This is a genomic window from Rhizobium sullae (assembly GCF_025200715.1).
GTDB classification, from domain to species: domain Bacteria; phylum Pseudomonadota; class Alphaproteobacteria; order Rhizobiales; family Rhizobiaceae; genus Rhizobium; species Rhizobium sullae.
This window is the reverse complement of sequence record NZ_CP104143.1, coordinates 1797896-1823393: the sequence shown is the minus strand read 5'-3', so window position 1 is coordinate 1823393 and position 25498 is coordinate 1797896. Positions and strand designations below refer to the sequence as shown.

Annotated in this window: 25 protein-coding genes and 2 pseudogenes; 20 read left to right on the top strand and 7 right to left on the bottom strand. The window is 59.8% G+C overall.

Annotated features, from left to right (window positions below; translation table 11 throughout):
* Window positions 1-4: 4 nt before the first annotated feature.
* From N2599_RS09215 to N2599_RS09195, 5 genes and pseudogenes are all read right to left on the bottom strand, one after another.
* Window positions 5-157: pseudogene (locus N2599_RS09215) on the bottom strand (DUF1254 domain-containing protein); the annotation flags it as partial.
* Window positions 158-192: 35 nt separating this feature from the next.
* A complete protein-coding gene (locus tag N2599_RS09210; protein WP_027509394.1) occupies window positions 193-624 on the bottom strand; it encodes an HIT family protein in 432 nt (143 codons plus the stop codon).
* Between the two features lie 53 nt (window positions 625-677).
* Window positions 678-1868, bottom strand: a complete 1191-nt coding sequence (locus tag N2599_RS09205; protein WP_027509395.1) for a GNAT family N-acetyltransferase — start codon at window positions 1866-1868, stop codon at window positions 678-680.
* A 78-nt stretch (window positions 1869-1946) separates the two neighbouring features.
* On the bottom strand, window positions 1947-2666 hold the full coding sequence (locus tag N2599_RS09200; RefSeq protein WP_027509396.1) for a glycerophosphodiester phosphodiesterase: 720 nt from the start codon (window positions 2664-2666) through the stop codon (window positions 1947-1949).
* On the bottom strand, window positions 2663-3133 hold the full coding sequence (locus tag N2599_RS09195) for a RidA family protein (protein ID WP_027509397.1): 471 nt from the start codon (window positions 3131-3133) through the stop codon (window positions 2663-2665). Before N2599_RS09195 ends, N2599_RS09200 begins: the two co-directional genes overlap by 4 nt.
* Window positions 3134-3270: 137 nt before the next feature.
* Here N2599_RS09195 and N2599_RS09190 point away from each other — a divergent pair, with 137 nt between their 5' ends.
* The 17 genes from N2599_RS09190 (at window position 3271) to N2599_RS09110 (ending at window position 20473) form a co-directional block, all read left to right on the top strand.
* The gene (locus N2599_RS09190) at window positions 3271-4110 is read left to right on the top strand and encodes a cell envelope integrity EipB family protein (RefSeq protein WP_027509398.1); all 840 of its coding nucleotides are present in this window, start codon (window positions 3271-3273) and stop codon (window positions 4108-4110) included.
* A gap of 143 nt (window positions 4111-4253) precedes the next feature.
* Window positions 4254-4964 carry a pentapeptide repeat-containing protein gene (locus tag N2599_RS09185; RefSeq protein ID WP_037141574.1) on the top strand — a complete coding sequence of 237 codons (711 nt, stop codon included), beginning with the start codon at window positions 4254-4256 and terminating at the stop codon, window positions 4962-4964.
* 53 nt (window positions 4965-5017) lie between these two features.
* Entirely contained in the window at window positions 5018-5662 is a 645-nt protein-coding gene (locus tag N2599_RS09180; RefSeq protein ID WP_027509400.1) for a metallophosphoesterase family protein, read from the top strand.
* Window positions 5663-5849: 187 nt separating this feature from the next.
* Window positions 5850-6614 (top strand): 30S ribosomal protein S2, encoded by a 765-nt coding sequence (gene rpsB, locus N2599_RS09175; RefSeq protein WP_027509401.1) that lies wholly within the window; start codon window positions 5850-5852, stop codon window positions 6612-6614.
* A gap of 241 nt (window positions 6615-6855) precedes the next feature.
* The gene (tsf, locus tag N2599_RS09170) at window positions 6856-7782 is read left to right on the top strand and encodes a translation elongation factor Ts (protein WP_027509402.1); all 927 of its coding nucleotides are present in this window, start codon (window positions 6856-6858) and stop codon (window positions 7780-7782) included.
* Window positions 7783-7877: 95 nt separating this feature from the next.
* The gene (gene pyrH / locus N2599_RS09165; protein ID WP_027509403.1) at window positions 7878-8600 is read left to right on the top strand and encodes a UMP kinase; all 723 of its coding nucleotides are present in this window, start codon (window positions 7878-7880) and stop codon (window positions 8598-8600) included.
* A gap of 54 nt (window positions 8601-8654) precedes the next feature.
* Window positions 8655-9215, top strand: a complete 561-nt coding sequence (frr, locus tag N2599_RS09160; protein WP_027509404.1) for a ribosome recycling factor — start codon at window positions 8655-8657, stop codon at window positions 9213-9215.
* 35 nt (window positions 9216-9250) lie between these two features.
* Entirely contained in the window at window positions 9251-9994 is a 744-nt protein-coding gene (locus N2599_RS09155; RefSeq protein ID WP_027509405.1) for an isoprenyl transferase, read from the top strand.
* A gap of 3 nt (window positions 9995-9997) precedes the next feature.
* Entirely contained in the window at window positions 9998-10834 is an 837-nt protein-coding gene (locus N2599_RS09150; protein WP_027509406.1) for a phosphatidate cytidylyltransferase, read from the top strand.
* Window positions 10835-10862: 28 nt separating this feature from the next.
* A complete protein-coding gene (rseP, locus tag N2599_RS09145) occupies window positions 10863-11996 on the top strand; it encodes an RIP metalloprotease RseP (protein WP_027509407.1) in 1134 nt (377 codons plus the stop codon).
* A gap of 194 nt (window positions 11997-12190) precedes the next feature.
* On the top strand, window positions 12191-14533 hold the full coding sequence (gene bamA, locus N2599_RS09140) for an outer membrane protein assembly factor BamA (protein WP_027509408.1): 2343 nt from the start codon (window positions 12191-12193) through the stop codon (window positions 14531-14533).
* A gap of 38 nt (window positions 14534-14571) precedes the next feature.
* Window positions 14572-15633, top strand: coding sequence for a UDP-3-O-(3-hydroxymyristoyl)glucosamine N-acyltransferase (lpxD, locus tag N2599_RS09135; protein WP_027509409.1), 1062 nt, complete (start codon window positions 14572-14574; stop codon window positions 15631-15633).
* On the top strand, window positions 15630-16097 hold the full coding sequence (fabZ, locus tag N2599_RS09130; RefSeq protein ID WP_027509410.1) for a 3-hydroxyacyl-ACP dehydratase FabZ: 468 nt from the start codon (window positions 15630-15632) through the stop codon (window positions 16095-16097). Before lpxD ends, fabZ begins: the two co-directional genes overlap by 4 nt.
* Window positions 16094-16912 carry an acyl-ACP--UDP-N-acetylglucosamine O-acyltransferase gene (gene lpxA / locus N2599_RS09125; RefSeq protein WP_027509411.1) on the top strand — a complete coding sequence of 273 codons (819 nt, stop codon included), beginning with the start codon at window positions 16094-16096 and terminating at the stop codon, window positions 16910-16912. The genes fabZ and lpxA overlap by 4 nt, the downstream gene beginning before the upstream one ends.
* A gap of 2 nt (window positions 16913-16914) precedes the next feature.
* Complete coding sequence (locus N2599_RS09120; RefSeq protein WP_027509412.1) at window positions 16915-17796, top strand: LpxI family protein; 882 nt, start codon at window positions 16915-16917, stop codon at window positions 17794-17796.
* On the top strand, window positions 17781-18956 hold the full coding sequence (gene lpxB, locus N2599_RS09115) for a lipid-A-disaccharide synthase (protein WP_027509413.1): 1176 nt from the start codon (window positions 17781-17783) through the stop codon (window positions 18954-18956). Before N2599_RS09120 ends, lpxB begins: the two co-directional genes overlap by 16 nt.
* 272 nt (window positions 18957-19228) lie before the next feature.
* Window positions 19229-20473: an MFS transporter gene (locus tag N2599_RS09110; protein WP_027509414.1), complete on the top strand. Its 1245-nt coding sequence runs from the start codon at window positions 19229-19231 to the stop codon at window positions 20471-20473.
* A gap of 216 nt (window positions 20474-20689) precedes the next feature.
* On the opposite strand, the gene gltA is transcribed toward N2599_RS09110, so the two are convergent.
* Window positions 20690-21979, bottom strand: coding sequence for a citrate synthase (gltA, locus tag N2599_RS09105; protein WP_027509415.1), 1290 nt, complete (start codon window positions 21977-21979; stop codon window positions 20690-20692).
* Between the two features lie 323 nt (window positions 21980-22302).
* Between gltA and N2599_RS09100 the strand changes: the two are divergent.
* Window positions 22303-22856: pseudogene (locus tag N2599_RS09100) on the top strand (hypothetical protein); the annotation flags it as partial.
* On the opposite strand, the gene lexA reads toward N2599_RS09100, so the two are convergent.
* Window positions 22836-23552, bottom strand: a complete 717-nt coding sequence (gene lexA / locus N2599_RS09095) for a transcriptional repressor LexA (protein ID WP_027509417.1) — start codon at window positions 23550-23552, stop codon at window positions 22836-22838. The pseudogene N2599_RS09100 and the gene lexA sit on opposite strands and share 21 nt — an antisense overlap.
* A 206-nt stretch (window positions 23553-23758) precedes the next feature.
* On the opposite strand from lexA, the gene N2599_RS09090 reads away from it, so the two are divergent.
* Window positions 23759-24637, top strand: coding sequence for a VOC family protein (locus N2599_RS09090; RefSeq protein WP_027509418.1), 879 nt, complete (start codon window positions 23759-23761; stop codon window positions 24635-24637).
* The gene (gene kdsA, locus N2599_RS09085) at window positions 24634-25479 is read left to right on the top strand and encodes a 3-deoxy-8-phosphooctulonate synthase (protein WP_027509419.1); all 846 of its coding nucleotides are present in this window, start codon (window positions 24634-24636) and stop codon (window positions 25477-25479) included. Before N2599_RS09090 ends, kdsA begins: the two co-directional genes overlap by 4 nt.
* The last annotated feature ends 19 nt before the right edge of the window (window positions 25480-25498 follow it).

The window sequence follows — 25498 nt, the reverse complement described above, 5'->3', positions numbered from 1 at the left end:
GCAGGGCTGCATGTTCGAGCGACAGATCCTTGAACGCGAAGGTCTTTCCGGGACCTATGCCAATCTTCGCAAGTTTCGCGCGAATAGCCTTGACCCTTGGCCTCTCAGGGACGAATTGCAGGGCCGCGTCGAGATACTGGAAGAAGTTATCCTTGATCTCGTATCAATGATACGAATTACGGTTCCAGAAGACTAGTTCCCCAGTTCACCCTTGATCTTCTCGGCATGGGCTGCAAGCACGTCGCCATTCTCCATTTTGCCGGAATGCGGTTTGAGGGTAACGCCCTCGTGGCGCGGGATGACGTGGAAATGCAGGTGGAAGACGCTCTGGCCGGCGGCCGGTTCGTTGAACTGGCAGACCAGGACGCCATCGGCATCGAAAGCCTCTTTCACGGCCTTGGCGATTTTCTGGACGACGGGAATTGCCTGCGCTAGGACCGTAGGGTCGGCATCGAAAATATTGCGCGACGGTGCCTTCGGCACGACCAGGACATGGCCTGGCGCTTGCGGCATGACATCCATGAAGGCCACCGTATGCTCGTCCTCGTAGATGCGGTGCGACGGGATCTCGCCGCGCAGGATCTTGGCGAAGATATTGCTGTCGTCGTAAGCGGCGCTGGTCATCTCGAAATCTCCTCGTTTTTCGGTGATCGGGTAGCGCAGCAAGGGCGCGAGCGTCAATCCTCCTGTTGCCGCTCGCCTTTGCGGAACGGGCTGTGTTCGGCGAGAATCTCGTTCATGTGCTCGACGTCCTCGCGTTCGCGTTCCAGGTAATCGGCGATCGCGCGCCTGAGACCGGCATGGGCAACGTAGTGCGCCGAATGCGTTGTCACCGGCAGGTAACCGCGCGCGAGCTTGTGCTCGCCCTGCGCACCCGCTTCAACGCGTTTCAGGCCCTTGGCGAGCGCGAAGTCGATCGCCTGATGATAGCAGACCTCGAAATGCAGGTATGGGTGGTCTTCGACGCAGCCCCAATGGCGGCCGTAGAGCGTATCGCCGCCGATGAAGTTGATGGCGCCTGCGACATAGCGGCCGTTGCGCTTGGCCATCACCAGCAAGATGTCCTCCGGCATGCGCTCGCCGATCAGCGAATAGAACTTGCGGGTCAGGTACGGCCGTCCCCATTTGCGGCCGCCGGTATCCATGTAGAAGGCGAAGAACTGGTCCCAGATGTCTTCGGTAAGATCGCTGGCGGTCAGCCAGTCGATGCTGACGCCGTTTTCGAGTGCCGTGCGCCGCTCCTTGCGCAGCGCCTTGCGCTTGCGCGACGTCAGCGTTTCGAGGAATTCCTCGTGATTGGCATAGCCCTCGTTGATGAAATGGAACTGCTGGTCGGTCCGGTGCAGATAGCCGTCGGTTTCGAAGACGCCGATCTCGTCTTCCGGCACGAAGGTGATGTGCGCGGATGAAACGCCGAGGCGGCGGACGACTTCCTTCAGGCTCTCGGCAATGGCGTTCTGGATCTGCCGCCGTTCAAGGCCCACGGCAACGAGCAGGCGCGGACCGGTAGCAGGCGTGAAGGGGATCGAGCATTGCAGCTTCGGGTAATAACGCCCGCCGGCGCGCTCGAAAGCATCCGCCCAGCCGTGGTCGAAGACGTATTCGCCCTGGCTGTGATTCTTCAGATAGCCGGGTAGGGCGCCGATCAACTCGCCCTTATCCGTTTCCAGTAGCAGATGATGGCCGAGCCAGCCGGTTTGCGCCGTGGCCGAACCCGACTCTTCGAGGGACGAGAGGTAGGCATGCGACAGGAAGGGATTATAGGCGAGCGTCGTGCCTTCCTTGGATGTACCGGAAAGCCGAGACCAAATCTCCTGGGAAATCGCGGTGAAGGACCGCTCAACGCGGATCGATAGTTCGTCTGTCATGGAGCAAATGCGAGGTCCTTGGGAGGAGGATATTGGCTCTCCTTCAGTCTGCGCACGATCTTGTCGAAAAAGCGAGCGTCAAACCGAAACGCGGGGATCGAAACCTTCGAACGTCATCTGATCGGCATTCTCGACGGTGTGTTGGCGCGCCTTCTCGTCGCGGACCGTCCAGGTGATGACCGGGATGCCCTTGGCGCGCTGGCCGGTGATGAAGGGGTTCGGCAGATCGGCGAAGAAATAGGAGATGAAATCGAGGCCGATTTCCATCGCTCGTTCGTGGTTTGCGAGTTCTTCCGGCTTGTTGCCGCCAGCGGTGAGACCGAGCGGGTAGGGCGCATTCAAGGCTTTGAGGTCGCGCAGCAGCCAACGGTCGAAGCTCATGAGCGCGACCTTGCCCTCATAGCCTTCCAGCACTTCGAGCACGGCTTCGGCAAACCCCTCGTCATCCGCTTCGCGGCCCTTGAGTTCGAGGACGAGCGGAACCTTGCCTTTCACGAGATCGAGCAATTGCTTGAGCGTCGGAATCTTGTCGGCCGTGCCACCGACGGACAGCAGGCCGAGCTCCCTGGAGGTGCGCTCGCGGATATCACCCTTCATGTTGCAGAGACGTTCGAGATTCTCGTCATGAAAGACGACCGGAACGCCATCGGAAGCATAATGGAGGTCGCATTCGATCGCAAAGCCGGCTTCGACGGCACGGGCGAAGGCAGAGAGCGTGTTTTCCCAGATGAGCTTGTTGGTGTCGTGATAGCCGCGATGGGCGACCGGCAGTTCCTTGATCCAGGCGGCGGAGGTCATGACGCGATTTCCATGATGGCATCGATTTCGACGGCGGCGTTGAGCGGCAGCGCCGCCATGCCAACGGCGGCACGGGCATGCTTTCCGGCCTCGCCGAGGACGCCGGCGATCAGGTTCGAGGCACCGTTGATGACAAGATGCTGTTCGACGAATTCCGGGGTGGAGGCGACGAAGCCGTTGAGCTTGATGACGCGCTTGATGCGGCCGAGATCGCCTCCGAGTGCCGCCTTAGCCTGGGCGAGAATGTTGATGGCGCAAAGCTCGGCGGCGCGCTGGCCGGCGGGAACAACGACGTCTCGTCCGAGATGGCCGGAGACGGCGACCTTGCCGCCTTCGAGCGGAAGCTGGCCGGAGATATAAAGGAGATTGCCGCTGATCACATAAGGCACATAATTGGCAGCGGGTGCGGCGGCTTCCGGAAGAGTTATCCCCATTTCCGTCAGGCGGGTCGCGATTTCATTCGACATTTTCGTCTCCGCTTTTTGTTTCAGTTCTTCAAAAAAGTATGCATCGGGACTAGAATCTTGCGTATGACGGTTTCGAGCCTCGATTTGGCCGAAAGCGTTCTTATAACATCGCGGCCGAGTCCAACAGGAGATAATGGATGTTCCGACCGAGTCTTGCCGCCCTTCTTCTTGCAGGCGTCGCAACGAGTGCCTGGGCGGCTGCGCCTGCCTCCGGCGCTGCGATCGCCTCCGGTCTTGTCGCCCACCGCGCGATCTACGATCTCGAACTGAAGGACGCGACCGAGCGCTCTGGCATCGCCGGCATGCACGGCCGCATGGTCTACGAGTTCAACGGCAATTATTGCGAGGGTTTCACCACCAATTTCCGCTTCGTGACGCAGATCAACACCGGCGACAGCACCCGGGTCAGCGATCAGCAGACGAAGACCTTCGAAAACGTGAAGGACCGCAGGTTCACCTTCGAGACGAAGTCTTTCACGGACGATCAGCTCGACAAGGAAGTCAACGGCGAGGCGAACGACAAGCCGGACGGCGTGACAGTCGATCTCACGCGCCCGCAGAACAAGGAATTGCAGCTTGCCGAAAGCCGCTTCCCGACCGAACACATGCTCGATGTGATCGAGAATGCCAAGGCGGGCAAGCGTTTCTTTGAAGCTCGCGTCTTCGATGGTTCGGACGATGGGGACAAGCCCCTGGTAACGACGACGGTGGTTGGTAAGCACATTACGCCGGTTGCCGGTGAGGAAGCGGATGCGGGCAATGCCGGCGCCTTCTCCAAGGAAGCCTTCTGGCCGGTGACGATCTCCTATTTCAACGAGAATACGAAATCCGATGCGCTGCCGGTCTACCGCATGTCGTTTAAGCTTTACGAGAACGGCATTACGCGCGATCTCACCATGGATTATGGCGATTTCGTTTTGACCGGTAAACTCGCGAAGCTGGAGATGCTGGACAAGAAGGCCGACACCTGCAAGTAAACCGCAGGCCGGCATTTAGGCGCGCCTTCAACAAGGTGTTATGCCTTATTTTTCTTTTTCGGGTGCATAATAGTAGTGCAGGACGGACATGTCCTGCCCGGGCCAGTCGCCGTTGATGGGGCGGAGCCGATAGGGGGTGGGATATGAAGAACGTGTCGCGGATTGCACGCTCAAGGCTTGCGGTGACGCTCGTTGCTGTGGCGGCGGCGGTGTCCGGCGGTCATGTGATGGCGGCCGATTGCCACGACACGCCCAGTGCAGGCGTCGACTGGAGCGAATGCACCAAGAAGAACCTGATGCTCGAAGGCAGCGACTTCGAAAAAGCAAATCTCGCCGGTGCCGATCTGTCGCAGACCAGCCTCAAGAATGCGAATCTGGATGCGGCAAACTTCGAGAAAGCCACCCTCATACGGGCCTGGCTCGAAGGTGCAAAGGCCGACGATGCCACGTTCGACAAGATCGAGGCTTACCGCGCTGTGTTTCAGGATGCTTCGGCGCAGAATTCGTCCTTTGTCAGCGCTGAACTGCAGCGCGCGGATTTCACCCGCGCGCAGCTTTCCGGCGCCAACTTCGAAAAGGCCGAGCTTGGGCGTGCGACTTTTGAAAAGGCCGTATTGACGGGCGCCAGGTTTGCCCTTGCCAATCTCTCCCGCGTCGACCTGAGCGGCGCGAGCTTCGGAGGTCCGGTCGATTTCGATCGCGCCTTCATGTTCCTGACGAGGATAGAGGGGCTCGATCTCTCCGCTGCAACAGGGCTTCAGCAGTCGCAGATCGAGCTGGCCTGCGGCGACGCGTCGACCAAGCTTCCTTCCGGCCTTACGATGCCGAAGGACTGGCCCTGCGCAACTGACTGAGCGGGTGCGCAAAGCGACAGCAATGAAACCAATGTCCCGCGGGAGGCGCAGGGATGAATTTCACATTTGCCGTTGGCGACATCCATGGGTGCCTGGAGCCGTTGAGAGAGATGCTGGACCGCATCCGGGCATATGCGCGCGCCGGCACGGTGGTTTTCATTGGCGACTACATCGACCGCGGTCCCGACAGCAAGGGAGTGATCGATCTCCTGATGAACGGATCGGGCAGCCAATCCTGGCGATGGATATGCCTGAAGGGCAACCATGAGGACATGATGCTGCGCGCCCATGCCAATGACGGTGAACGTATCTGGTGGCTCGAAAACGGCGGGCTTGAAACGGAGCTTTCCTATGGTGGCAAAGTGGCCGTGAACCATCTGCTGTGGGCCAGCCAGCTGCCGTTGATGCATATCGACAACAACCGCATCTTCGTGCATGCCGGCGTCGTTCCGGATTTGCCGCTGGAGATGCAATCCCCGCAAGACCTGGTCTGGCTTCGGGTTCCAGACGACTATTCAACGGACTATTGGGGAAAGCACCTGTGCCACGGACATACGCCATCGATGGCGAATCCGATGACCGTCGGCAACCGGACGAACATCGACAGCGGATGCGTATTCGGCGGTCCGCTTTCCTGCGCCGTGTTCGACGATTCGCGGCCGGGCGGGCCGATCGAGTTTATCCAAGTGCAGGGCTAAGGGCAGTCAGACGTCAGTTTTTTCGGCGAACGCCTTGCATTTTCGGCGGATCGACGGTAAGGGCAGCCGCATTCCACACGTAAGGCATGGGACTGTCCGGGAGAAATCCGGATTTTTCCGCCGGTGGCATCTTCGAAGAGGATGCTGTTCGCCTTGCGGAGGTTCAACCGGAAAAGGAGTCAAAGGCATGGCATTGCCTGATTTTTCTATGCGCCAGCTGCTGGAAGCTGGTGTTCACTTCGGCCACCAGACACATCGCTGGAACCCGAAGATGAAGCCGTACATTTTCGGCGATCGTAACAACATCCACATCATCGACCTGGCTCAGACCGTCCCGATGCTGTCGCGCGCCCTGCAGCTTGTCAGCGACACCGTTGCCCGTGGCGGCCGCGTCCTCTTCGTCGGCACCAAGCGCCAGGCTTCGGAGCTCATCGCCGACGCCGCCAAGCGTTCCGCCCAGTACTACGTCAACTCGCGTTGGCTCGGCGGCATGATGACCAACTGGAAGACGATCTCCAACTCGATCCAGCGCCTTCGCAAGCTCGACGAAATCCTTTCCAGCGAAGCCCAGGGTTTCACCAAGAAGGAGCGTCTGAACCTTGAGCGCGAGCGCGAAAAGCTCGACAAGGCTCTCGGCGGTATCCGCGATATGGGCGGCACCCCGGACCTGATGGTCATCATCGACACCAACAAGGAAAAGATCGCGATCGACGAAGCCAAGCGCCTCGGCATCCCGGTTGTCGCAATCATCGATTCGAACTGCGATCCGGACCTGATCGATTACCCGATTCCGGGCAACGACGACGCTTCGCGCGCCATCGCTCTTTACTGCGACCTGATCTCCCGCGCCGCTATCGACGGTATCGCCCGTCAGCAGAGCGCATCGGGCCGTGACCTCGGCGCTTCGGTTGAAGCTCCGATCGAGCCGACGCTCGACGAGGCTCAAGCCTGATAAACAGGCGGACGGGCCTTCCGGTCCGTCCAGCTTGACTGGATTGGGAAAGGCCGCGCGAGACTTTGCGAAGCTCCGGCGGCCTTGACCTTTTTAGGCGGCAGGTTCAGGCCCGTCCGCCCAACGAGTTTTGGTATGACGCGTCTTCATCACGCTGTCATACATAAAGGTACATTTCGTGCCTCAATCCGGTGGCGCAGAGCACTTTGCGGACCACCGTATAACCGACAAGAGGAAGCTTATGACCGAGATTACGGCTGCAATGGTGAAGGAACTGCGCGAAAAGACCGGCGCAGGCATGATGGACTGCAAGAAGGCTCTTGCTGAAACCAATGGCGACATGGAAGCGGCGATCGACTGGCTGCGCGCCAAGGGCATCGCCAAGGCCGACAAGAAGTCGGGCCGCACCGCTGCCGAAGGTCTCGTCGGCGTTGCCAGCGAAGGCACCAAGGCTATTGTGGTCGAAGTCAATTCCGAAACCGACTTCGTTGCCCGTAACGACGCCTTCCAGGATCTCGTCCGCGGCATCGCAAAGGTTGCCGTTTCGACGAACGGTTCTGTCGATGCCGTTGCTGCTGCGACCTATCCGGCTTCCGGCAAGTCCGTTGCCGACACGATCAAGGACGCGATTGCGACCATCGGCGAAAACATGAACCTGCGCCGCTCGGTTGCCCTCTCAGTCGAGGACGGCGTCGTTGCAACCTATATCCACAACGCTGTTTCCGACGGCCTCGGCAAGCTCGGCGTTCTGGTCGCGCTGAAGTCGACCGGCAACAAGGAAGCGTTGAACGCTATCGGCCGCCAGATTGCCATGCACATCGCTGCGACCTCGCCGCTCGCCATCCGTCCGGAAGAAGTCGACGCCGCTGTCGCTGAACGCGAACGCAACGTCTTCATCGAGCAGTCGCGCGCCTCCGGCAAGCCGGACAACATCATCGAAAAGATGGTCGAAGGCCGCATGCGCAAGTTCTTCGAAGAAGTGGCGCTGGTTTCCCAAGCTTTCGTCATCAATCCGGACCTGACGGTCGGCGCCGCACTCAAGGACGCTGAAAAGACCGTCGGCGCGCCGATCGAGATCACCGGCATGGCACGCCTGCTGCTCGGCGAAGGCGTCGAGAAGCAAGAGACCGACTTCGCAGCCGAAGTCGCGGCCGCCGCCAAGGGCTGATAAAACTTCATATAATGTGAAAACGGAAGGGCATCGCGTGACAACGCGGTGCCCTTCGTGTATCCGGCAATCATGCCAATATACGAGGAGCCAAGATGTCGTCAGAGCCTGTCTATAAACGCGTTCTACTCAAGGCTTCCGGCGAAGCGCTCATGGGCAGCCAGGGATTCGGTATCGACGTTGCGGTAGCGGACCGCATCGCCTCGGATATTGCCGAGGCCCGCCAGATGGGCGTCGAAGTCGGTGTCGTCGTCGGCGGCGGCAATATATTCCGTGGCGTCGCCGTCGCCTCCAAGGGCGGCGACCGCGTGACGGGCGACCACATGGGCATGCTCGGTACGGTCATCAACGCGCTGGCGCTCGCAACGTCGCTGCGCAAGCTGAACATCGATACGGTCGTGCTTTCGGCGATCTCCATGCCGGAGCTCTGCGAGAGCTTCTCGCAGCGCGCGACGCTCTACCATCTGTCGATGGGCCGTGTGGTCATCTTCGCAGGCGGCACGGGCAATCCGTTCTTTACGACCGATTCTGCCGCTGCCCTTCGGGCAGCCGAAATGGGCGCAGAGGCGATCTTCAAGGGTACCCAGGTGGACGGAATCTATTCCGCCGACCCGAAGAAGGACCCGTTTGCGACGCGCTTCGACCGGCTGACGCACCAGGAAGTGCTCGACAAGGGCCTTGCCGTCATGGACGTTGCCGCCGTTGCCCTCGCACGCGAAAATTCCATTCCGATCATCGTCTTCTCGATCCATGAGAAAGGCGGTTTTGCTGAAATCTTGACGGGCGGCGGCCTCAAGACCATCGTATCGGACAACTGATTGAGAGACAGCGCCGCGACGGCTGCGCGTCTTCGACTGACAGGAGTATTGAGCATGACTGAAGCCACAGACATCAAGGAACTGAAGCGCCGCATGGACGGCGCGGTTTCTGCATTCAAACACGATATCGCATCGCTGCGCACCGGCCGCGCCTCGGCCAACATTCTCGATCCGGTGACGGTCGAAGCCTATGGTTCGCGCTTGCCGCTGAACCAGGTTGCCAATATCACCGTGCCGGAGCCGCGCATGCTTTCGGTATCCGTCTGGGACAAGTCGATGGTGAGCGCGACGGAACGTGCGATCCGCGAGTCGAATCTCGGCCTCAACCCGATCGTCGACGGCCAGAACCTGCGCATTCCGCTGCCGGAACTCAACGAAGAGCGCCGCAAGTCGCTGGTCAAGGTCGCGCATGATTACGCCGAGAAAAGCAAGGTTGCGATCCGCCATGTGCGCCGCGACGGCATGGACGGCCTTAAGAAAGCCGAAAAGGACGGTGTCATAAGCCAGGACGAAAGCCGGGCGCAATCAGATCGTGTGCAGAAAATGACGGATGAGATGATTTCCGAAATCGATCGCTTGCTTGCCGACAAGGAAAAGGAAATCATGCAGGTCTAGGGCTTTCACCTGCGCCCCTGGAGACCGGACGGGAAATGTCGGAACCAGTATTCTTGAGTATGCCAGAACATGTTGCCATCATCATGGACGGCAACGGCCGTTGGGCAAAGCAGCGAGGGCTGCCGCGCGCAATGGGTCACCGCAAAGGTGTGGAAGCCGTTCGCGAGACCGTGCGGGCCGCAGGCGATGCCGGCATCAAGTACTTGACGCTCTTTGCCTTCTCATCGGAAAACTGGCGCCGCCCGGAGGCGGAGGTTTCCGACCTCATGGGATTGCTCAAGGCCTTCATCCGGCGCGACCTCGCTGAGTTGCACGCGCAAAATGTGCGGATCAGGATCATCGGCGACCGGCATAGCCTTCGCAGCGATATCCTCAACCTTCTGCTCGAAGCCGAAGAGACGACTCGCGGCAATACCGCGCTGACGCTGGTCATCGCCTTCAACTACGGCTCGCGCGACGAGATTGCCAGAGCCGTGGTGAGCCTTGCCGAGGACGTCGAGGCCGGGCGGCTGCGGGCTGAGGAGATCACACCCGAGCTCGTCAATGCCCGGCTGGATACGGCTGGCATTCCTGATCCAGATCTTATCATTCGCACCAGCGGCGAAGAGCGCCTTTCGAACTTCCTTTTGTGGCAGGCCGCCTATTCCGAGTTCGTCTTCGTGCCGGAATATTGGCCGGATTTCGGCCGAGACCTCCTCTATGCGGCGCTCGAGAAGTTCGCGGCCCGCGACCGCCGCTTCGGCGGTCTGTCGGCGCAGGCCGCGGCAGTGGGCACCTGATTGATGCAACAGGAACTGAAACTCCGGATCATCTCAGGGATCATCCTGGCAATTGTCGTGCTCGCCGCGACCTGGTACGGCGGCTTCGCCTTTCGCTTGCTCTCGGCGCTGATTGCGCTGCTTATCTATTATGAATGGTCGACGATCACGCGGCTGCAAAGCGAACAGCCGGTCGCCAATGCGGCAGGCTGGGTGGGACAGGCGGCCATCACGGCTGCGATCCTGCTCGGCCGATTCGATTTCGCGCTGAGCCTGCTCGTCTTCTTCTTCGCGATTGCTGTCGGTTTCGTGGCAGCGCAAAGCGCCAGCCGCTGGTTCCCCGCAGGCATCGTCTACGCCGGACTGACCGGCATCGCGCTCGCCGAAATCCGGGGTGGGGACGCTGCAGGGCTGCATGCCATGCTCTTCGTCTTCGCGGTGGTCTGGGCAACCGATATTCTTGCCTATTTCGTCGGCCGGGCAATCGGCGGACCGAAGCTCGCGCCGAAAATATCGCCGGGAAAGACGCAATCGGGCGCTTTGGGCGGCGCGGCCTCCGCTGTCATTGCGGGCAGTCTCATCGCCTATATCTTCATTCCCGAGGCGGACTGGCTGATGGCGGCCGCCGTCGCTTTCATTCTCTCCGTCTGCAGCCAGGCGGGCGATCTGTTTGAGTCCTTCATCAAACGGCGATTCGGAGTAAAGGATTCGAGCCATCTCATTCCGGGACACGGTGGCGTGATGGATCGCGTCGACGGGTTGATATTCGCTTGTTTTGCAGCTTTCTTGCTCGCGACATTATTTTCCCTGATAAAGGGTGACGGCGTGGCGCCGCTGGGCGCCGCCTTGTTCGGACTCTGATATTGCGCTGAGCGCAGCGGAAGGATTTATGGAAGGCATGACCGGTGTATTCGGCTTTGTGACGGGCTATATCATTCCGTTTATTCTCGTCCTCTCGCTGCTCGTTTTCGTGCACGAGATGGGTCACTATCTGGTCGGCCGCTGGAGCGGCATCCGCGTGCTCGCCTTTTCGGTCGGCTTCGGACCGGAGCTTGCGGGCTTCACCGACCGGCACGGGACGCGCTGGAGGATCGCGGCGATCCCGCTCGGCGGCTATGTGCGTTTCTTCGGCGACGAGGACGCTTCGAGCAAACCGGACATGAGCAAGCTCGAATCGATGTCGGAAGAAGACAGGGCGCACTCGTTTGCCGGCGCGAGGCTCTGGAAGCGGGCGGCGACGGTGGCCGCAGGTCCCATCGCCAACTTTCTGCTGGCGATCATTATCTTTGCTGTGCTTTTCTCGATCTACGGTCGCTCGGTCGCCGATCCGGTCGTCGCTGAAGTGAAGCCGGAGAGTGCCGCCGCCGAGGCTGGAATTCTGCCCGGCGACCTGCTGATCGCAATCGACGGCGGAAAGGTCGAGACGTTCGACGATGTGCGGCGCTATGTGAGCATTCGCCCGGAACAGCGAATCGTCGTGACGATCGAGCGGAACGCCGAGAAGATGGACTTGCCGATGGTGCCGAAGCGCACCGACATGACGGACCAGTTCGGCAACAAGATGGAGATCGGCCTGATAGGCATTGTGACGAACCAGGAGGTCGGCCATTTCCGCGTGCAGACCTATACGCCGCTTGCAGCCTTGGAGGAGGGCGCCGTTCAGACCTGGCATATCGTCACCGGTACCTTCAAGTATATCGGCAATCTTTTCGCCGGCTATATGAAAGCCGATCAGCTCGGCGGGCCGATCCGAGTGGCCCAGGCCTCCGGCCAGATGGCGACGCTTGGTGTTGCAGCTCTGCTTCAGCTTGCCGCGGTATTGTCCGTTTCGATAGGATTACTGAATTTGATGCCTGTCCCGGTACTTGATGGCGGACATTTGATGTTCTATGCGATTGAAGCTGTGAGGGGAAAACCTTTGGGGGCATCGGCCCAGGAAATTGCATTTCGCATTGGTCTGGCTATGGTTCTTTCACTAATGGTTTTTGCTACCTGGAACGACATCAGCGCGTTGATAGGTTAAGACGCGCGGTGAGGGAAAATTACCGTTTATTTACGATGTTTCAAAGCTGTAGTGGCGAATGGGTCACGCTTCGAAATGAAGTAAACAGAAATTAACTTGCTGCCTTGCTTGTAAGGTAAAAGCGGGTAAAACGACACACGTGCCGGAATCGGGTTCGCCCGGCGACGGGGACGAGAAAAAAGGTAATGGGTGAAATGAAGGCTGGTTCAAGATTTTTGAACGCAGTATCGGCGGTTGCGCTGTCTGCAGGTATTGTTGCTTCGGGCGCTGGCGCAATTACAATCGTTTCTGCGACGGCTGCGGAAGCAGCGGTTATCCAGCGTATCGATGTGCGTGGAGCAAGCCGTGTCGGCGCCGAGGCAGTCCGGTCCAATCTCACCATTGCCCCCGGCAGGAACTTTTCGAACACCGACATCGATGACTCGGTAAAGCAGCTCTACGGCACGGGCTACTTCTCCGACGTCAAGATTTCGGTTTCCGGCAGCACGCTGGTCGTCACCGTCGAGGAAGCCCAACTCGTCAATCAGGTCGTCTTCAACGGCAACCGCAAAGTCAAGGACGACAAGCTGGCATCGGTCGTCCAGACGCGTCCGTCCGGCCCTTACAACGATGCGCTGATCCAGGCCGATATCGCGGCGATCAAGGAAGCATATGCAGCAACGGGCCGCAGCGAAGTTCAGGTAACGACACAGGTCGTTCCGCTCGGCGAAGGCCGCGTGAACCTTGCTTTCGTCATCGATGAAGGCGACCGCACCAAGATCGCGTCGATCAATTTCGTGGGCAATAATGCCTACAGCGCCAGCCGCCTTGCCGCCGTGATCAGTACCAAGCGTTCGAACTTCCTGTCGTTCCTGACCCGCAAGGACGTCTACAGCGAAGATCGCCTGCATGCCGACGAAGAGGCGCTGCGCCAGTTCTATTTCAACCGCGGCTATGCGGACTTCAAGATCATCTCTTCGGACGCTGCTTTTGACGAAGCGACGAACAAGTACACGCTGACCTTCAATGTCGAGGAAGGTCCCCGCTATAACTTCGGTCCCGTAACCGTGCAGTCGACGGTTGAGGGCGTGACCGGCGAGCAGCTTCAGGGCTTGGTGAGGACGCATGAAGGGGAGGTCTACAGCGCCAAGGACGTCCAGATGTCCATGGAAGCCATTTCGGATCAGGTTGCTTCGGCAGGCTATCCATTCGCCCGCGTGACGCCCCGCGGCAATCGCGACCTCGGCAACAATACGATCGGGGTCGAATATCTCGTTGACCAGGGCGACCGCGCCTACGTCGAGCGCATCGAAATCCGCGGCAACAGCCGCACGCGCGACTACGTCATCCGCCGCGAATTCGACATGAGCGAAGGCGACGCCTTCAATCAGCAGATGATCACCAAGGCGAAGCGCCGCCTCGAAGCGCTCGGCTTCTTCTCGTCGGTGAATATCTCGACCGCACCGGGCAGCTCGCCTGACCGCGTCGTCGTCATCGTCGATGTTCAGGATCAGTCGACGGGTTCGTTCGGCATCGGCGCCGGTTATGCCGCAGGCGGCGACGGTCTGATCCTGGAGGCTTCGGTCGAAGAAAAGAACTTCCTCGGCCGCGGCCAGTATATCCGTGTATCGGCCGGTGGCGGTCTCGAAGGCTCGCAGAGTTACGGCTTGAGCTTCACCGAGCCCTATTTCCTCGGTTATCGCCTTGCGACTGGCTTCGACCTCAATCACAGCGAGACCTCGAGCAACGACAACTACGATTATACCGAAGATAGCGCCGTTCTCCGTGCAACGGCGCCCATCACCGAAGATCTGGCGACGACGTTCCGTTACAACTTCAAGCGGATGGATTACGATGCCGACGGTAATGATCTGAGTGACTTGTCTGCTACTTATCAGGACTTGGTCAATAACGGCCCGTGGATTCGTTCATCCGTTTCCAATACGCTGACGTACAACACACTCGATGATATGACCCTCCCGCGTGAGGGCGTGTATGCGACCCTGACGCAGGAAATCGCAGGTCTGGGCGGCGACTCGCAGTACTACAAGATTTACGGCAAGGCGCGTTACTATCATCTGCTGGCCGATGACGCCGATATTATCGGATCTCTTTCCGCTGGAGCGGGGCATGTTGTCGGTTTCGGCAACGAGCTGAATGTCTTCGACCAGTTTTCGCTTGGGAACAGCGATATCCGCGGCTTCGAGAACAAGGGTATGGGTCCGCGAATTGCCGGCGCCAACGACGACCCACTCGGAGGCACGACGTATTTTACCGTGTCAGCGGAAGCGAGCTTCCCGATGCCTGGCTTCCCGCGTGACTTTGGTCTGCGCGGTGCGGTGTTCGCCGACGCCGGTACGCTTTTCGGCAACGAGGTCCAACTCGGTGCCGGCGATTCTCTGGAAGGCGATAGTGCGGACCTGCGTGCATCCGTCGGTGTTGGTCTCGTTTGGCAGTCGCCGTTCGGGGCTCTCCGTGTCGATTACGCGATCCCGGTCGCGAAGGAAGATTTCGACAAGACCCAGTACTTCAAGTTTGGCATCAACAACCAATTCTGATATCGGCAGTCCAGAATCGTAAACTGGAGCTTTTGCCGGTGGAGCAGAACAATTTCTTTCCGCCCCGCGACGGCGTCAAACTTTCGGAGTTGGCGCATTATCTTGGGGCGGAACTTGCCAATCTTGAAAGCGGCGACATACTCGTCCGCTCCGTGGCGCCGGTCAGCCGCGCAAAGGCTGGCGATCTTTGCTATATCATCTCACGCAGAAGCCGTGGCGAGCTCGAGACCTGTCAGGCGTCGGCCGTCCTTTGTGAGCCTGCGATAAGATCGGCAGTACCTCCCCATATTCCGGTTCTCCTGTCGAAGAATCCGCATGCGGCTTTTGCGGTGGCGGGCGGGTATCTCCATCCGGCGGCTCTTCAGCCGCTGGCGACAATGTCTTCGACGATCGAGATTGCGGCGACTGCGGTTGTCGATCCGACGGCGCGGCTGGAGCCGGGCGTGATCGTCGAGCCTTTGGCTGTCATCGGCGCGAATGCGGAAATCGGTCAGGGAACGCGGATCGGCGCGGGCGCGCTTATCGGTCCCGGTGTCAAGATCGGCCGCAATTGCACGATCGCTGGCGGCGCCAGCGTCGTGTGCGCGCTGCTTGGCAACTGCGTGATCGTGCACAACGGTGTACGCATCGGCCAGGACGGCTTCGGCTATGCGCCGGGGCCCCAGGGGATGATCAAGATCGTTCAGATCGGCCGCGTCATCATCCAGGATAATGTCGAGATTGGCGCGAACACGACGATCGATCGCGGCACGATGGACGATACGGTTGTCGGCGAAGGAACGAAGATCGACAACCAGGTGCAGATCGGCCACAACGTCAGGATCGGACGTCATTGCGCGATTGTTTCGCAGGTCGGCATTGCCGGCAGCGCGGTGATCGGAAACGGTGTGCAGATCGGTGGCCAGACAGGTATTAATGGCCATATTACGATTGGCGATGGCGTACAGATCGCGGCAAAAAGCGGCGTCATCCACAGCATTCCCGCGGGCGAGCGTTATGGCGGTATTCCCGCGCGCCCTTTAAAGGACTTTCTTCGAGAGTCGGCAGAGATAATGGCGCGCGCGAGCGCCCGGGCTCATAAAACGGGAGACCAAGAATGACTGAAGGGGTCAAAGAGACGCTCTCTTCGGCGGACATCATGGAGATCATGAAGCTTCTGCCGCATCGCTATCCGTTTTTGCTCGTAGACCGGATCATCGAGATCGATGGCGACGATTCCGCGATCGGCATCAAGAACGTGACTGCCAACGAGCCTCATTTCACCGGCCACTTTCCCGAGTCGCCCATCATGCCGGGCGTTCTGCTGATCGAAGGCATGGCGCAAACTGCGGGCGCGATCTGTGCGCGCAAGGATGGAACGAGCGGCAACCTCGTCTATTTCATGACCATCGACAATGCGCGTTTCCGCAAGCCGGTCATCCCGGGTGACCGGGTTGAATTTCATGTGAAGAAGCAGAAGCAGCGCGGTAATATCTGGAAGTTCCATTGCGACGCCAAGGTCGACGGCGCATTGGCCGCGGAAGCCGATATCGGTGCAATGATCCTTCGTAAGGATGAGGCATGAGCACGATTGCCGCAAGCGCCCGCATTCATGCCATGGCCGTTGTCGAGGATGGCGCGGTCATCGGCGAAGGCGTGACCGTTGGTCCGTTCTGCCATGTCGGTCAGAAGGTTGTTCTGCACGACAATGTCGAACTGCTGGCACATGCCGTGGTGACCGGCAGGACCGAGATCGGCAAGGGCTCCCGGATTTTCCCGATGGCGGTTATTGGCGGCGATCCTCAGAGTGTGCACCACGGCGGTGAGGAGACGACGCTGACGGTGGGCGAGAATTGCATCATCCGCGAAGGCGTGACGATGAACACCGGTACCGCCGATGCCGGCGGCAAGACGATCGTCGGCGACAACAACCTGTTTCTCGCCAATTCGCACGTCGCCCATGACTGCCGTGTCGGCAACCATGTCATCATGTCCAACAATGTCATGCTTGCCGGGCATGTGACGATCGAGGACCGAGTCATTCTGGGCGGCGGATCGGCGGTGCATCAGTTCACCCGCGTCGGCCGTCAGGCTTTCGTCGGGGGCCTTTCGGCCGTCAGCTACGATGTTATTCCCTATGGCATGCTCAACGGAAACCCGGGTTTGCTCGGCGGCCTCAACGTCGTCGGCATGACACGAGCAGGGATCGATCGCGCTGTCATTCATAAGGTGCGGCGCGCCTACAAGGCGATTTTCGAGGGATCGGGATCGATCCGCGACAACGCCGCAGCCATCCGCGACGAATATGCCGATTGTGAGCCGGTGATGCAGATCCTCGATTTCATTGCCGCGGAAAGCGATCGAGCGCTGTCATCGCCGACGCGAGGGCAGAAAGGCTGACCTTGTCTCCCGCCAGTGATACCGACAAAGGCCGTCTGGCGATCATTGCGGGAAACGGCCTTCTGCCGTCCTATGTCGCAGAGGCGGCGCGGGCGGCCGGCGAGGAGCCATTCGTGATTTCGCTGAAGGGCGAGCTCGACCGGTCATGGGAGGGCTACGACCACGCGGTCATCGGCGTTGGCGATTTCGCGGCGCTCTACGGACTTTTCAAGCGCAACAACATCACCCGCGTCGTCATGTCGGGCGGCGTTCGCAGGCGTCCCGAATGGCGGGAAGTACGGCCGACCTGGCGGACGATCGCAAAGATGCCGGGCGTTGTGCGCACGCTGCTCTCGGGCGGCGACGACACGGTGTTGCAGATGGTCATCAAGCTCATTGAGGATGATGGCCGCCGCGTCATCGGCGCGCAGGAAATCGCCCCTGACCTGCTGGCGGCTGTCGGACCGATCGGCGCCATACAGCCGAGAAATGACGACAAGACCGATATTCTGAAGGCGGCAGCCGCCGCCGAAGCGCTTGGCGCGCTCGACGTCGGGCAGGGCGCGGTCTCTGTCGGCGGACGCATCGTGGCGCTCGAAGGTGTGGAAGGGACGGACGGCATGCTTGAGCGCGTCGCATCGCTGCGTGCCGCCGGTCGGATATCGCCGCGCCGCCGCGGCGTGCTGGTCAAGCTCTGCAAGCCGCAGCAGGATGTCCGCGCCGACCTGCCGTCGATCGGCCTCTCCACGGTGATGAATGTCAAGGCGGCGGGCTTGGCGGGCATTGCCGTCGAGGCGGGGCGTGCGCTCATACTCGACCGCAAAGCAGTGATCACGGCCGCCGACGAGGCAGGACTTTTTGTCTGCGGCCTCGATCGCGGCCTGCCGTCATGGGGGCTCTCATGAAGATCGCGATCGTGGCAGGCGAGGTTTCCGGTGATCTTCTCGGCGCCGATCTCGTGGCGGCCCTGAAGCGCAGACATGCCGGGGTCGAACTGGTCGGCGTCGGCGGCGACGCGCTGGAGGCGCAGGGGCTGAAATCGCTCTTCGATTTCTCCGAGCTTTCGATCATGGGCATAACCCAGGTGCTCGGAAAATTGCCGAAGCTTGTCGCCCGCATCAGGCAGACGGCGGCCGCGATCATTGCGGCAAAGCCCGATATCCTGGTCATCATCGACAGCCCGGATTTCACCCATCGCGTTGCCAGCCGTGTCCGCGAAGCCCTGCCGGAGCTACCGATCGTCAATTATGTCTGCCCCAGCGTATGGGCGTGGAAGGAATATCGTGCGCAGCAGATGCTGGGTTACGTCGACCATGTGCTGGCCGTTCTGCCGTTCGAGCCCGCAGTTATGGAGCAACTTGGCGGACCGCCAACGACCTACGTCGGCCACCGGCTGACGGCGGATGCGGATTTAATTGGCGCTCGGCGCCGCCGGGCAGAAAAGCTCCAGACTGACGCCGAAGGCCGGAAGACGATCATGCTGCTGCCCGGATCGCGCTCGTCGGAAATCACGAAGCTGCTTCCCTATTTTCGCGAGGCCGTGAATGAACTGGTGGCGCGCAACGGCGACGTGCGTTTCCTGATGCCGACGGTCAGCCGCAGAGAATCGATGGTTCGCGACATCGTGAAGGACTGGGAAACGAAACCTGAGATCCTGACTGGAAATGAACAGAAATGGCAGGCTTTCGCGGAGGCTGATGCGGCAATGGCTGCGTCAGGGACCGTCATCCTCGAGCTTGCACTTACAGGCGTGCCGACAGTCTCGGTCTACAAGACAGACTGGATCATCACGATGATGACGCGGCGTATCAAAACGTGGACTGGCGCAATCCCGAATCTGATCGCTGACTACGCCGTCGTGCCGGAATATATCAACGAGGTCGTTCGCGGCGCCAGCCTGGCACGCTGGATGGAGAGGCTTTCCAGCGACACACTCCAGCGGCGCGCAATGATTGAAGGTTTCGACTTTGTGTGGCAACGCATGCAGACGGAAAAGCCGCCGGGGGAACGGGCGGCTGACGTCGTTCTCGACCTTCTGAACAAGAAAAAAAACGGCCATTTCTGACCGGGTGCCCAACTGCATTGTGGCATCGGCCGCTCACAGACATGTAGCAGAGCAGTCATTGACGACATGCAACTTTGCGTCTAGCTACGATGGAATGAATATCACAATGGTTCTCGTAGTGGTGATGGAGCGCATGGGCAGGATGGTATAACCACCCGGCGAAAGCACCCATGCGCGGTAAGCAGGCTCCTGACGGGGCCTTTTTTTATGCCCGAAATTGGGGCCGCGCCTCGTCAGATTTCCATAATCCCCACTGGCAAGATGGACAAACAATGATGAGCGACAATCCCATTCAGGTTCCCAGCAAACAGAGCGCCGGAAACCCGGTCGTGACTTCGGCTGCGGCTACGCCCCGGCGCACAATTCTTATCCTACTTACGGCACTCTCGGCGTTGCCGGTGAATATGATCTTGCCGTCGCTTCCGAACATTGCCGCCACGTTCCAAGCTGATTTCACGCTCGTCAACCTTTCGGTTGCCGGTTATGCGATTGTCAGCGCCCTGACGAACCTCATCGCAGGCGCAATGTCGGATCGCTATGGACGCAGGCCCGTTGCATTGATGGCAATTTCCATCTTCGTCGTCGCGTCCGTTGGCTGTGCCCTTGCGCCCAATATTGGCGTTTTCCTTCTGTTTCGAGCGATGCAAGCGTCCATCTCTGCCTGCTTTTCCGTCGCTCTCGTCGTTATCAAGGAAACATCGGGCGAACGCGAAGCCGCAAGCAGAATTGGTTACGCCGCCATGGGATGGGCAATTGCGCCCATGCTCGGCCCTACGTTTGGCGGGGTGTTGGACGAACTGTTCGGATGGCGGGCGATCTTCGCCGTTCTTGCGATGTTCGGTGCGGCGATCCTGGCCCCGTCCATGCGGGAGTTGAGAGAAACCGCCATACCCTCGGCGAAATCGACGAGGAACTACCTTGCTTCATACATGCATCTCTTGGGCGCGGCCGGTTTCTGGGCCTACACCCTGTGCATGGCCTGCTCCATGGGAACACTTTATATCTTCCTGGGAGGCGCGCCGTTGGCCATTGACGGATCAAGCGCGAAGCTGGGATTCTACATGGGAATGGTTCCGGCTGGCTTCATCCTGGGCAGCTATTTGGCTGGCCGCTACGGGTCCCGAAACCCACGAAACGCCACCATTGTTGTTGCACGTCTCTTGACTTGCATGGGGCTGCTGGTCGGCCTGAGCCTGTCGATGTCGGGCATCACCCACGTTCTGGCGTTCTTCGGACCTTGCATGTTTATCGGCATCGGCAATGGGTTGACGATGCCCGCTGCCAACTTGGGCGTGATGTCCGTCCGTGCCGATCTCGCGGGCACTGCCGCAGGGTTGGCCGCCGCGATGTCAATCGCCGGCGGAGCGCTCATAGCCTCCACCGCCGGTCTGTTTCTCAAGGAGTCAGGCGCGGTCCATACGCTGCTCGGCATGTTGCTGATATCGGCATCGCTCGCGCTACTGGCGGCACTTTTCGCGGCTTTTATCGATCGGTGCGCGTCCAAGCGGGTTTCCTAGCCGGCTGGCGCTTTCCACCCATCGCAGAAATGGGGTTGCTGCAAGGATCCTTAAGGTTCGCGACAAAGTCGGATCGCCTGAAAACTCAAGGGAATTGTGAACAAAAAAACCAGCCGCAAAAGCCGGCGTTCTCGACCGGCTTTTGCGGCTGTTGATATTTCGCACTCTGGTCAAGAACTGGATCCCTGACCGGGTTTTGTTTCGGGAGGAAGCGGCCTAACGCTTCGAAACCGGAACGTAGTCGCGCTGCGGCTCGCCGACATAGAGCTGGCGCGGACGGCCGATGCGCTGCTGCGGATCTTCGATCATCTCGTTCCACTGGGCGATCCAGCCGACGGTGCGTGCCAGCGCGAAGAGTACGGTGAACATCGTCGTGGGGAAGCCGAGTGCCTTCAGCGTGATGCCGGAATAGAAGTCGATGTTCGGATAGAGCTTCTTTTCGATGAAGTATTCGTCGGTCAGCGCGATGCGTTCCAGTTCCATCGCGACTTCGAGAAGCGGGTCGTCCCTGTGACCGAGTTCGGCGAGAACCTCATGCGTCGTCTTCTGCATGATCTTGGCGCGCGGATCGTAGTTCTTATAGACGCGGTGACCGAAGCCCATCAGGCGGAACGGATCGTTCTTGTCCTTGGCGCGGGCGATATATTCCGGAATGCGGTCGACCGTGCCGATTTCCGAAAGCATGTTGAGGGCCGCCTCGTTTGCACCGCCATGAGCCGGACCCCAGAGGCAGGCAATGCCGGCTGCGATGCAGGCGAACGGATTGGCGCCCGAGGAGCCGGCGAGACGGACCGTCGAGGTCGATGCGTTCTGCTCGTGGTCGGCATGCAGGATGAAGATACGGTCCATGGCGCGTGAAAGGACCGGGTTCACGACATATTCTTCGCAAGGAACCGCGAAGCACATGCGCAAAAAGTTCGAGGCGTAGTCGAGATCGTTCTTCGGGTAAACGAAGGGCTGGCCGATATAGTACTTGTAGGCCATGGCCGCGATCGTCGGCATCTTGGCGATCATGCGCAGGCTTGCAACCATGCGCTGATGTGGATCGGTGATGTCCGTCGAGTCGTGGTAGAAGGCAGACAGAGCGCCGACGCAGCCGCACATGACGGCCATCGGATGCGCGTCGCGGCGGAAGCCGGTGAAGAAGCGCGACATTTGCTCGTGCACCATGGTGTGATGCGTGACGCGGAAGTCAAAGTCCTTCTTCTGCGCGGCCGTCGGCAGTTCACCGTAAAGCAGCAGATAGCAGACTTCCAGGAAGTCGCCGTGCTCGGCAAGCTGTTCGATCGGGTAGCCGCGATGCAGCAGAACGCCTTCATCGCCGTCGATATATGTGATCTTCGATTCACAGGAAGCGGTCGAGGTGAAACCAGGATCGTAGGTGAAGGAACCGGTGTTTTTGTACAGTGCACCAATATCGATGACATCCGGACCGATCGTTCCGCTTTTCACGGAAAGATTGGCGGTTTTGTCGCCGACTTTGATTGTTGCGCTTTGATCCGTCATGCTGATCCTCCAAACTGGCGGCGGCGCCATAAAAGCGCCATAGGGTTAAGCGTCCTCTCCGATAGCTATATGATCACGGCGCCAATGCCAAGTTACCGTGGCGCCATTTTGTGCATCGCAGTATCAACTTTTAGACACTCCTGCGATGCCGGAGGCGCATAACGGAAGCCAATGATTTAATTCGGCTTTTGGCAATCCAATTTTTTTGGCTTTTTTCAATCGATTATTGTTGCTGAAACGCCCGTTGGCTGCATTCGGGGTTGTATTAAGAGGTGCCGCCGGGCTGGGTGCAGGCCGGAGTTGAAAACGAGCACGCTGCGCATTTCCGCATCATGCCTGCGGGATTGATTGCCATGCTACTGATGCCCTTCGGGCTCGACGCGCTGCAATGGAGGGTGGTCGGTTTCGGGTTCGATCTGGATCGCGACCGCAAGGACGGTATCCTCATGGGTGGCGACATCGGCGTGGCAGGCTGCCGGGCTGGTACTTTCCGGTAGCAGTCACCGGCTTCCCGCTGCTTACTCCGCTGCGCACGAAGTTCCGGCATATTGGCACCACGATCGTGTCAGTCTCGACGCTTTTGGTCGCCCGTGCTGACGGTGCTTGACAATGCGTCCTGTCTTGGTCCTGCTTGCCATACCGCGGACATCGTCGTTGCGCCGGTCAGGCTGCGCTCTGCCGATCCGGCGCGATGCCCTTCACGGGCGAAACCTTTCGGAAAGCCGGCGCTATTGAATTGCGCTTTGGAAGCGGAGCAGCACAAATCACAACCGCCTTCGAGAAACTCGATCGTCCCAAGAGCCGCCACCGCGCCTATGATTGGCGCAGCGGTACTTTGCCGGCGATGCGCCGCCGGTCAGTGATAACGGCGGATGAGGCCGACGAGTTTGCCCTGAACCTTGACGCGATCTGGTCCGAAGATGCGGGTTTCGTAGGCCGGGTTTGCGGCCTCGAGCGCAATCGAAGCACCCTTGCGACGGAACCGTTTCAGCGTCGCTTCCTCGTCGTCGACCAGGGCCACGACGATATCGCCGGGGTTTGCGGTACTGCTGTTGCGGATGATGACCGTGTCGCCGTCGAAGATACCAGCCTCGATCATCGAATCGCCCTTGACCTCGAGCGCGTAGTGCTCGCCGGAGCCGAGCATGTCGGCTGGAACGTTGATGTCGTGTGTGTTGTTCTGGATCGCCGAGATTGGAACGCCTGCCGCGATCCGGCCCATGACGGGAACCGAAACGGAGCTGTTATTTCCTTCGTTCGCCGGCTTCGGCGGGACGGCCGTAGGCTGCAGCTTGCCGAGGCTGCCCTCGATGACGCTCGGCGAAAAGCCGCGGCGGGGCTGAATGCTCGGGCTATAGGCTTCCGGAAGCCGGATCACTTCAAGCGCGCGAGCCCGATTCGGTAGGCGGCGAATGAAACCGCGCTCTTCCAGAGCGGTAATCAGCCGATGGATACCGGATTTGGACGCGAGATCCAGCGCATCCTTCATTTCGTCAAAGGACGGCGGCACGCCGGATTCTTTCATGCGCTCATGTATGAAGAGGAGAAGCTCCTGTTGTTTGCGCGTCAGCATCGAAGTTTAACCCCAGTTTCGTGAAACAAAGCCAGAACAGACACTATATGTTCCATATGTGTTCCGCAAGTACCTAAATTTTCGTAAAATTTCCCCTCAACTGTGTTCGTTTTCGAAACTTTTTGTTTGCCGGATAGGGCGCCCGGCTTGCAATGCCGAGATACCCGGCACACATCTTTCGGCACAGGAAACGGAGACGTGACGCCATGCCGCATCCGCTGGATCATCTTGTTCTGCCTGTCACCAACATCGATCTCGCGCGGGATCGACTGGGACGATTGGGGTTCACGGTTGCCGCCGAGGGCCGTCATCCTTTCGGCACGGTGAATGCCTGCGTTTTCTTCTCCGACAAGACCTATCTCGAGCCGCTTGGCGTTGCTAGCGCGAAGGAATGTGAAGAGGCAGTGCGGCACGGAAACGTCTTTGTGGCGCGCGACCAAGCCTTTCGCTTCCGCTGCGGCAATGACGGATTCTCTGCGGCCGTGTTCGCCACGGAAGACGCGGACGCCGATCATGCGCACTTCGTGCGGGCGAGAAAGAGCGGCGGCGGCATGCTGGAGTTTTCGCGCCTGATCAAGATGCCGGACGGGTCGCAATCGACGGGGACTTTCAAGCTTGCCTTTGCCGCCGATCTTCGGGTGCCGGATTTCTTCCTCTTCGCCTGCCAGCGCATCAACGCCTTTCCGGCCGATCGCAGCGCGCTGGAAAAGCATGCGAATGGCGCAACCGGTATCTCGGAGATCGTGCTAAGCGCGCCGGAGCCTGAAGCTTTCGGCTCGTTTCTTCAGTTGGCCGTGTCTACGACGGGAATCGAGCGGACGCCGTTCGGCGTGGCGATCGCGTCAGCGAATACCAGGATTAGCCTGCTGTCGCCGGAAGGGATGGAGGCTTATTTCGATTCGCTGCCGTTAACCGCAGATAAGGGGCTGAGAGGCAGCGCTATCGTTTTCCGCACCACCGATCTTGCCGTGACAGAAGCGCTTTTGGCTGATAACGGGATGACCTATACACGCAAGAACAACAGAGTCCTGGTGAAGCCGGCGCCCGGCCAGGGTGCGATCTTCGCCTTCGAGGAGACCCAATGAGCAATACGAATTCCGAAGTCGCAGTCGGCGAAGGTGCCGGCCGCGTCGTCTTTTCCAACAGCGGCAGGCTGTCACTGATTGCCGGGCCCTGCCAGATGGAGAGCCGCGAGCATGCGTTCATGGTGGCCGGCGTTTTGAGCGAGCTGTGCAAAATGCTCGGCATCGGCCTGGTTTACAAGTCGTCCTTCGACAAGGCGAACCGGACCTCGCTGTCCGCTCAGCGCGGCATCGGCCTTGAGAAGGCGCTGGAAGTCTTTGCCGACCTCAAGAAGGAATTCGGTTTTCCGGTGCTGACGGACATTCATACGGAAGAGCAGTGCGCTGCCGTCGCGCCGGTCGTCGACATCCTGCAGATCCCGGCCTTCCTCAGCCGCCAGACGGACCTCCTCGTTGCCGCCGCCAAGACGGGCCGGGCGATCAATGTGAAGAAGGGCCAGTTCCTGGCACCCTGGGATATGATGAACGTCCTCGGCAAGCTGAATGCCACCGGCAATCCGAACATCCTGCTTTGCGAGCGCGGGGCCTCCTTCGGCTACAACACGCTGGTCTCGGACATGCGCTCGCTGCCGATCATGGCGGCCATGGGCGCCCCTGTCGTTTTCGATGCCACCCATTCGGTGCAGCAACCCGGCGGGCAGGGCGGCTCGACCGGCGGGCAGAGGGAGTTCGTCGAGACGCTGGCACGCGCGGCCGTCGCCGTCGGCGTAGCAGGCGTCTTCATCGAGACGCATGAGGATCCCGATCACGCACCGTCCGACGGCCCGAACATGGTCCATCTGAAGGACATGCCCCGGCTGCTCGAAAAGCTGCTGGCCTTCGACGCGATCGCCAAGGCGGCTTGAACGGACATGAGGTGCCTGC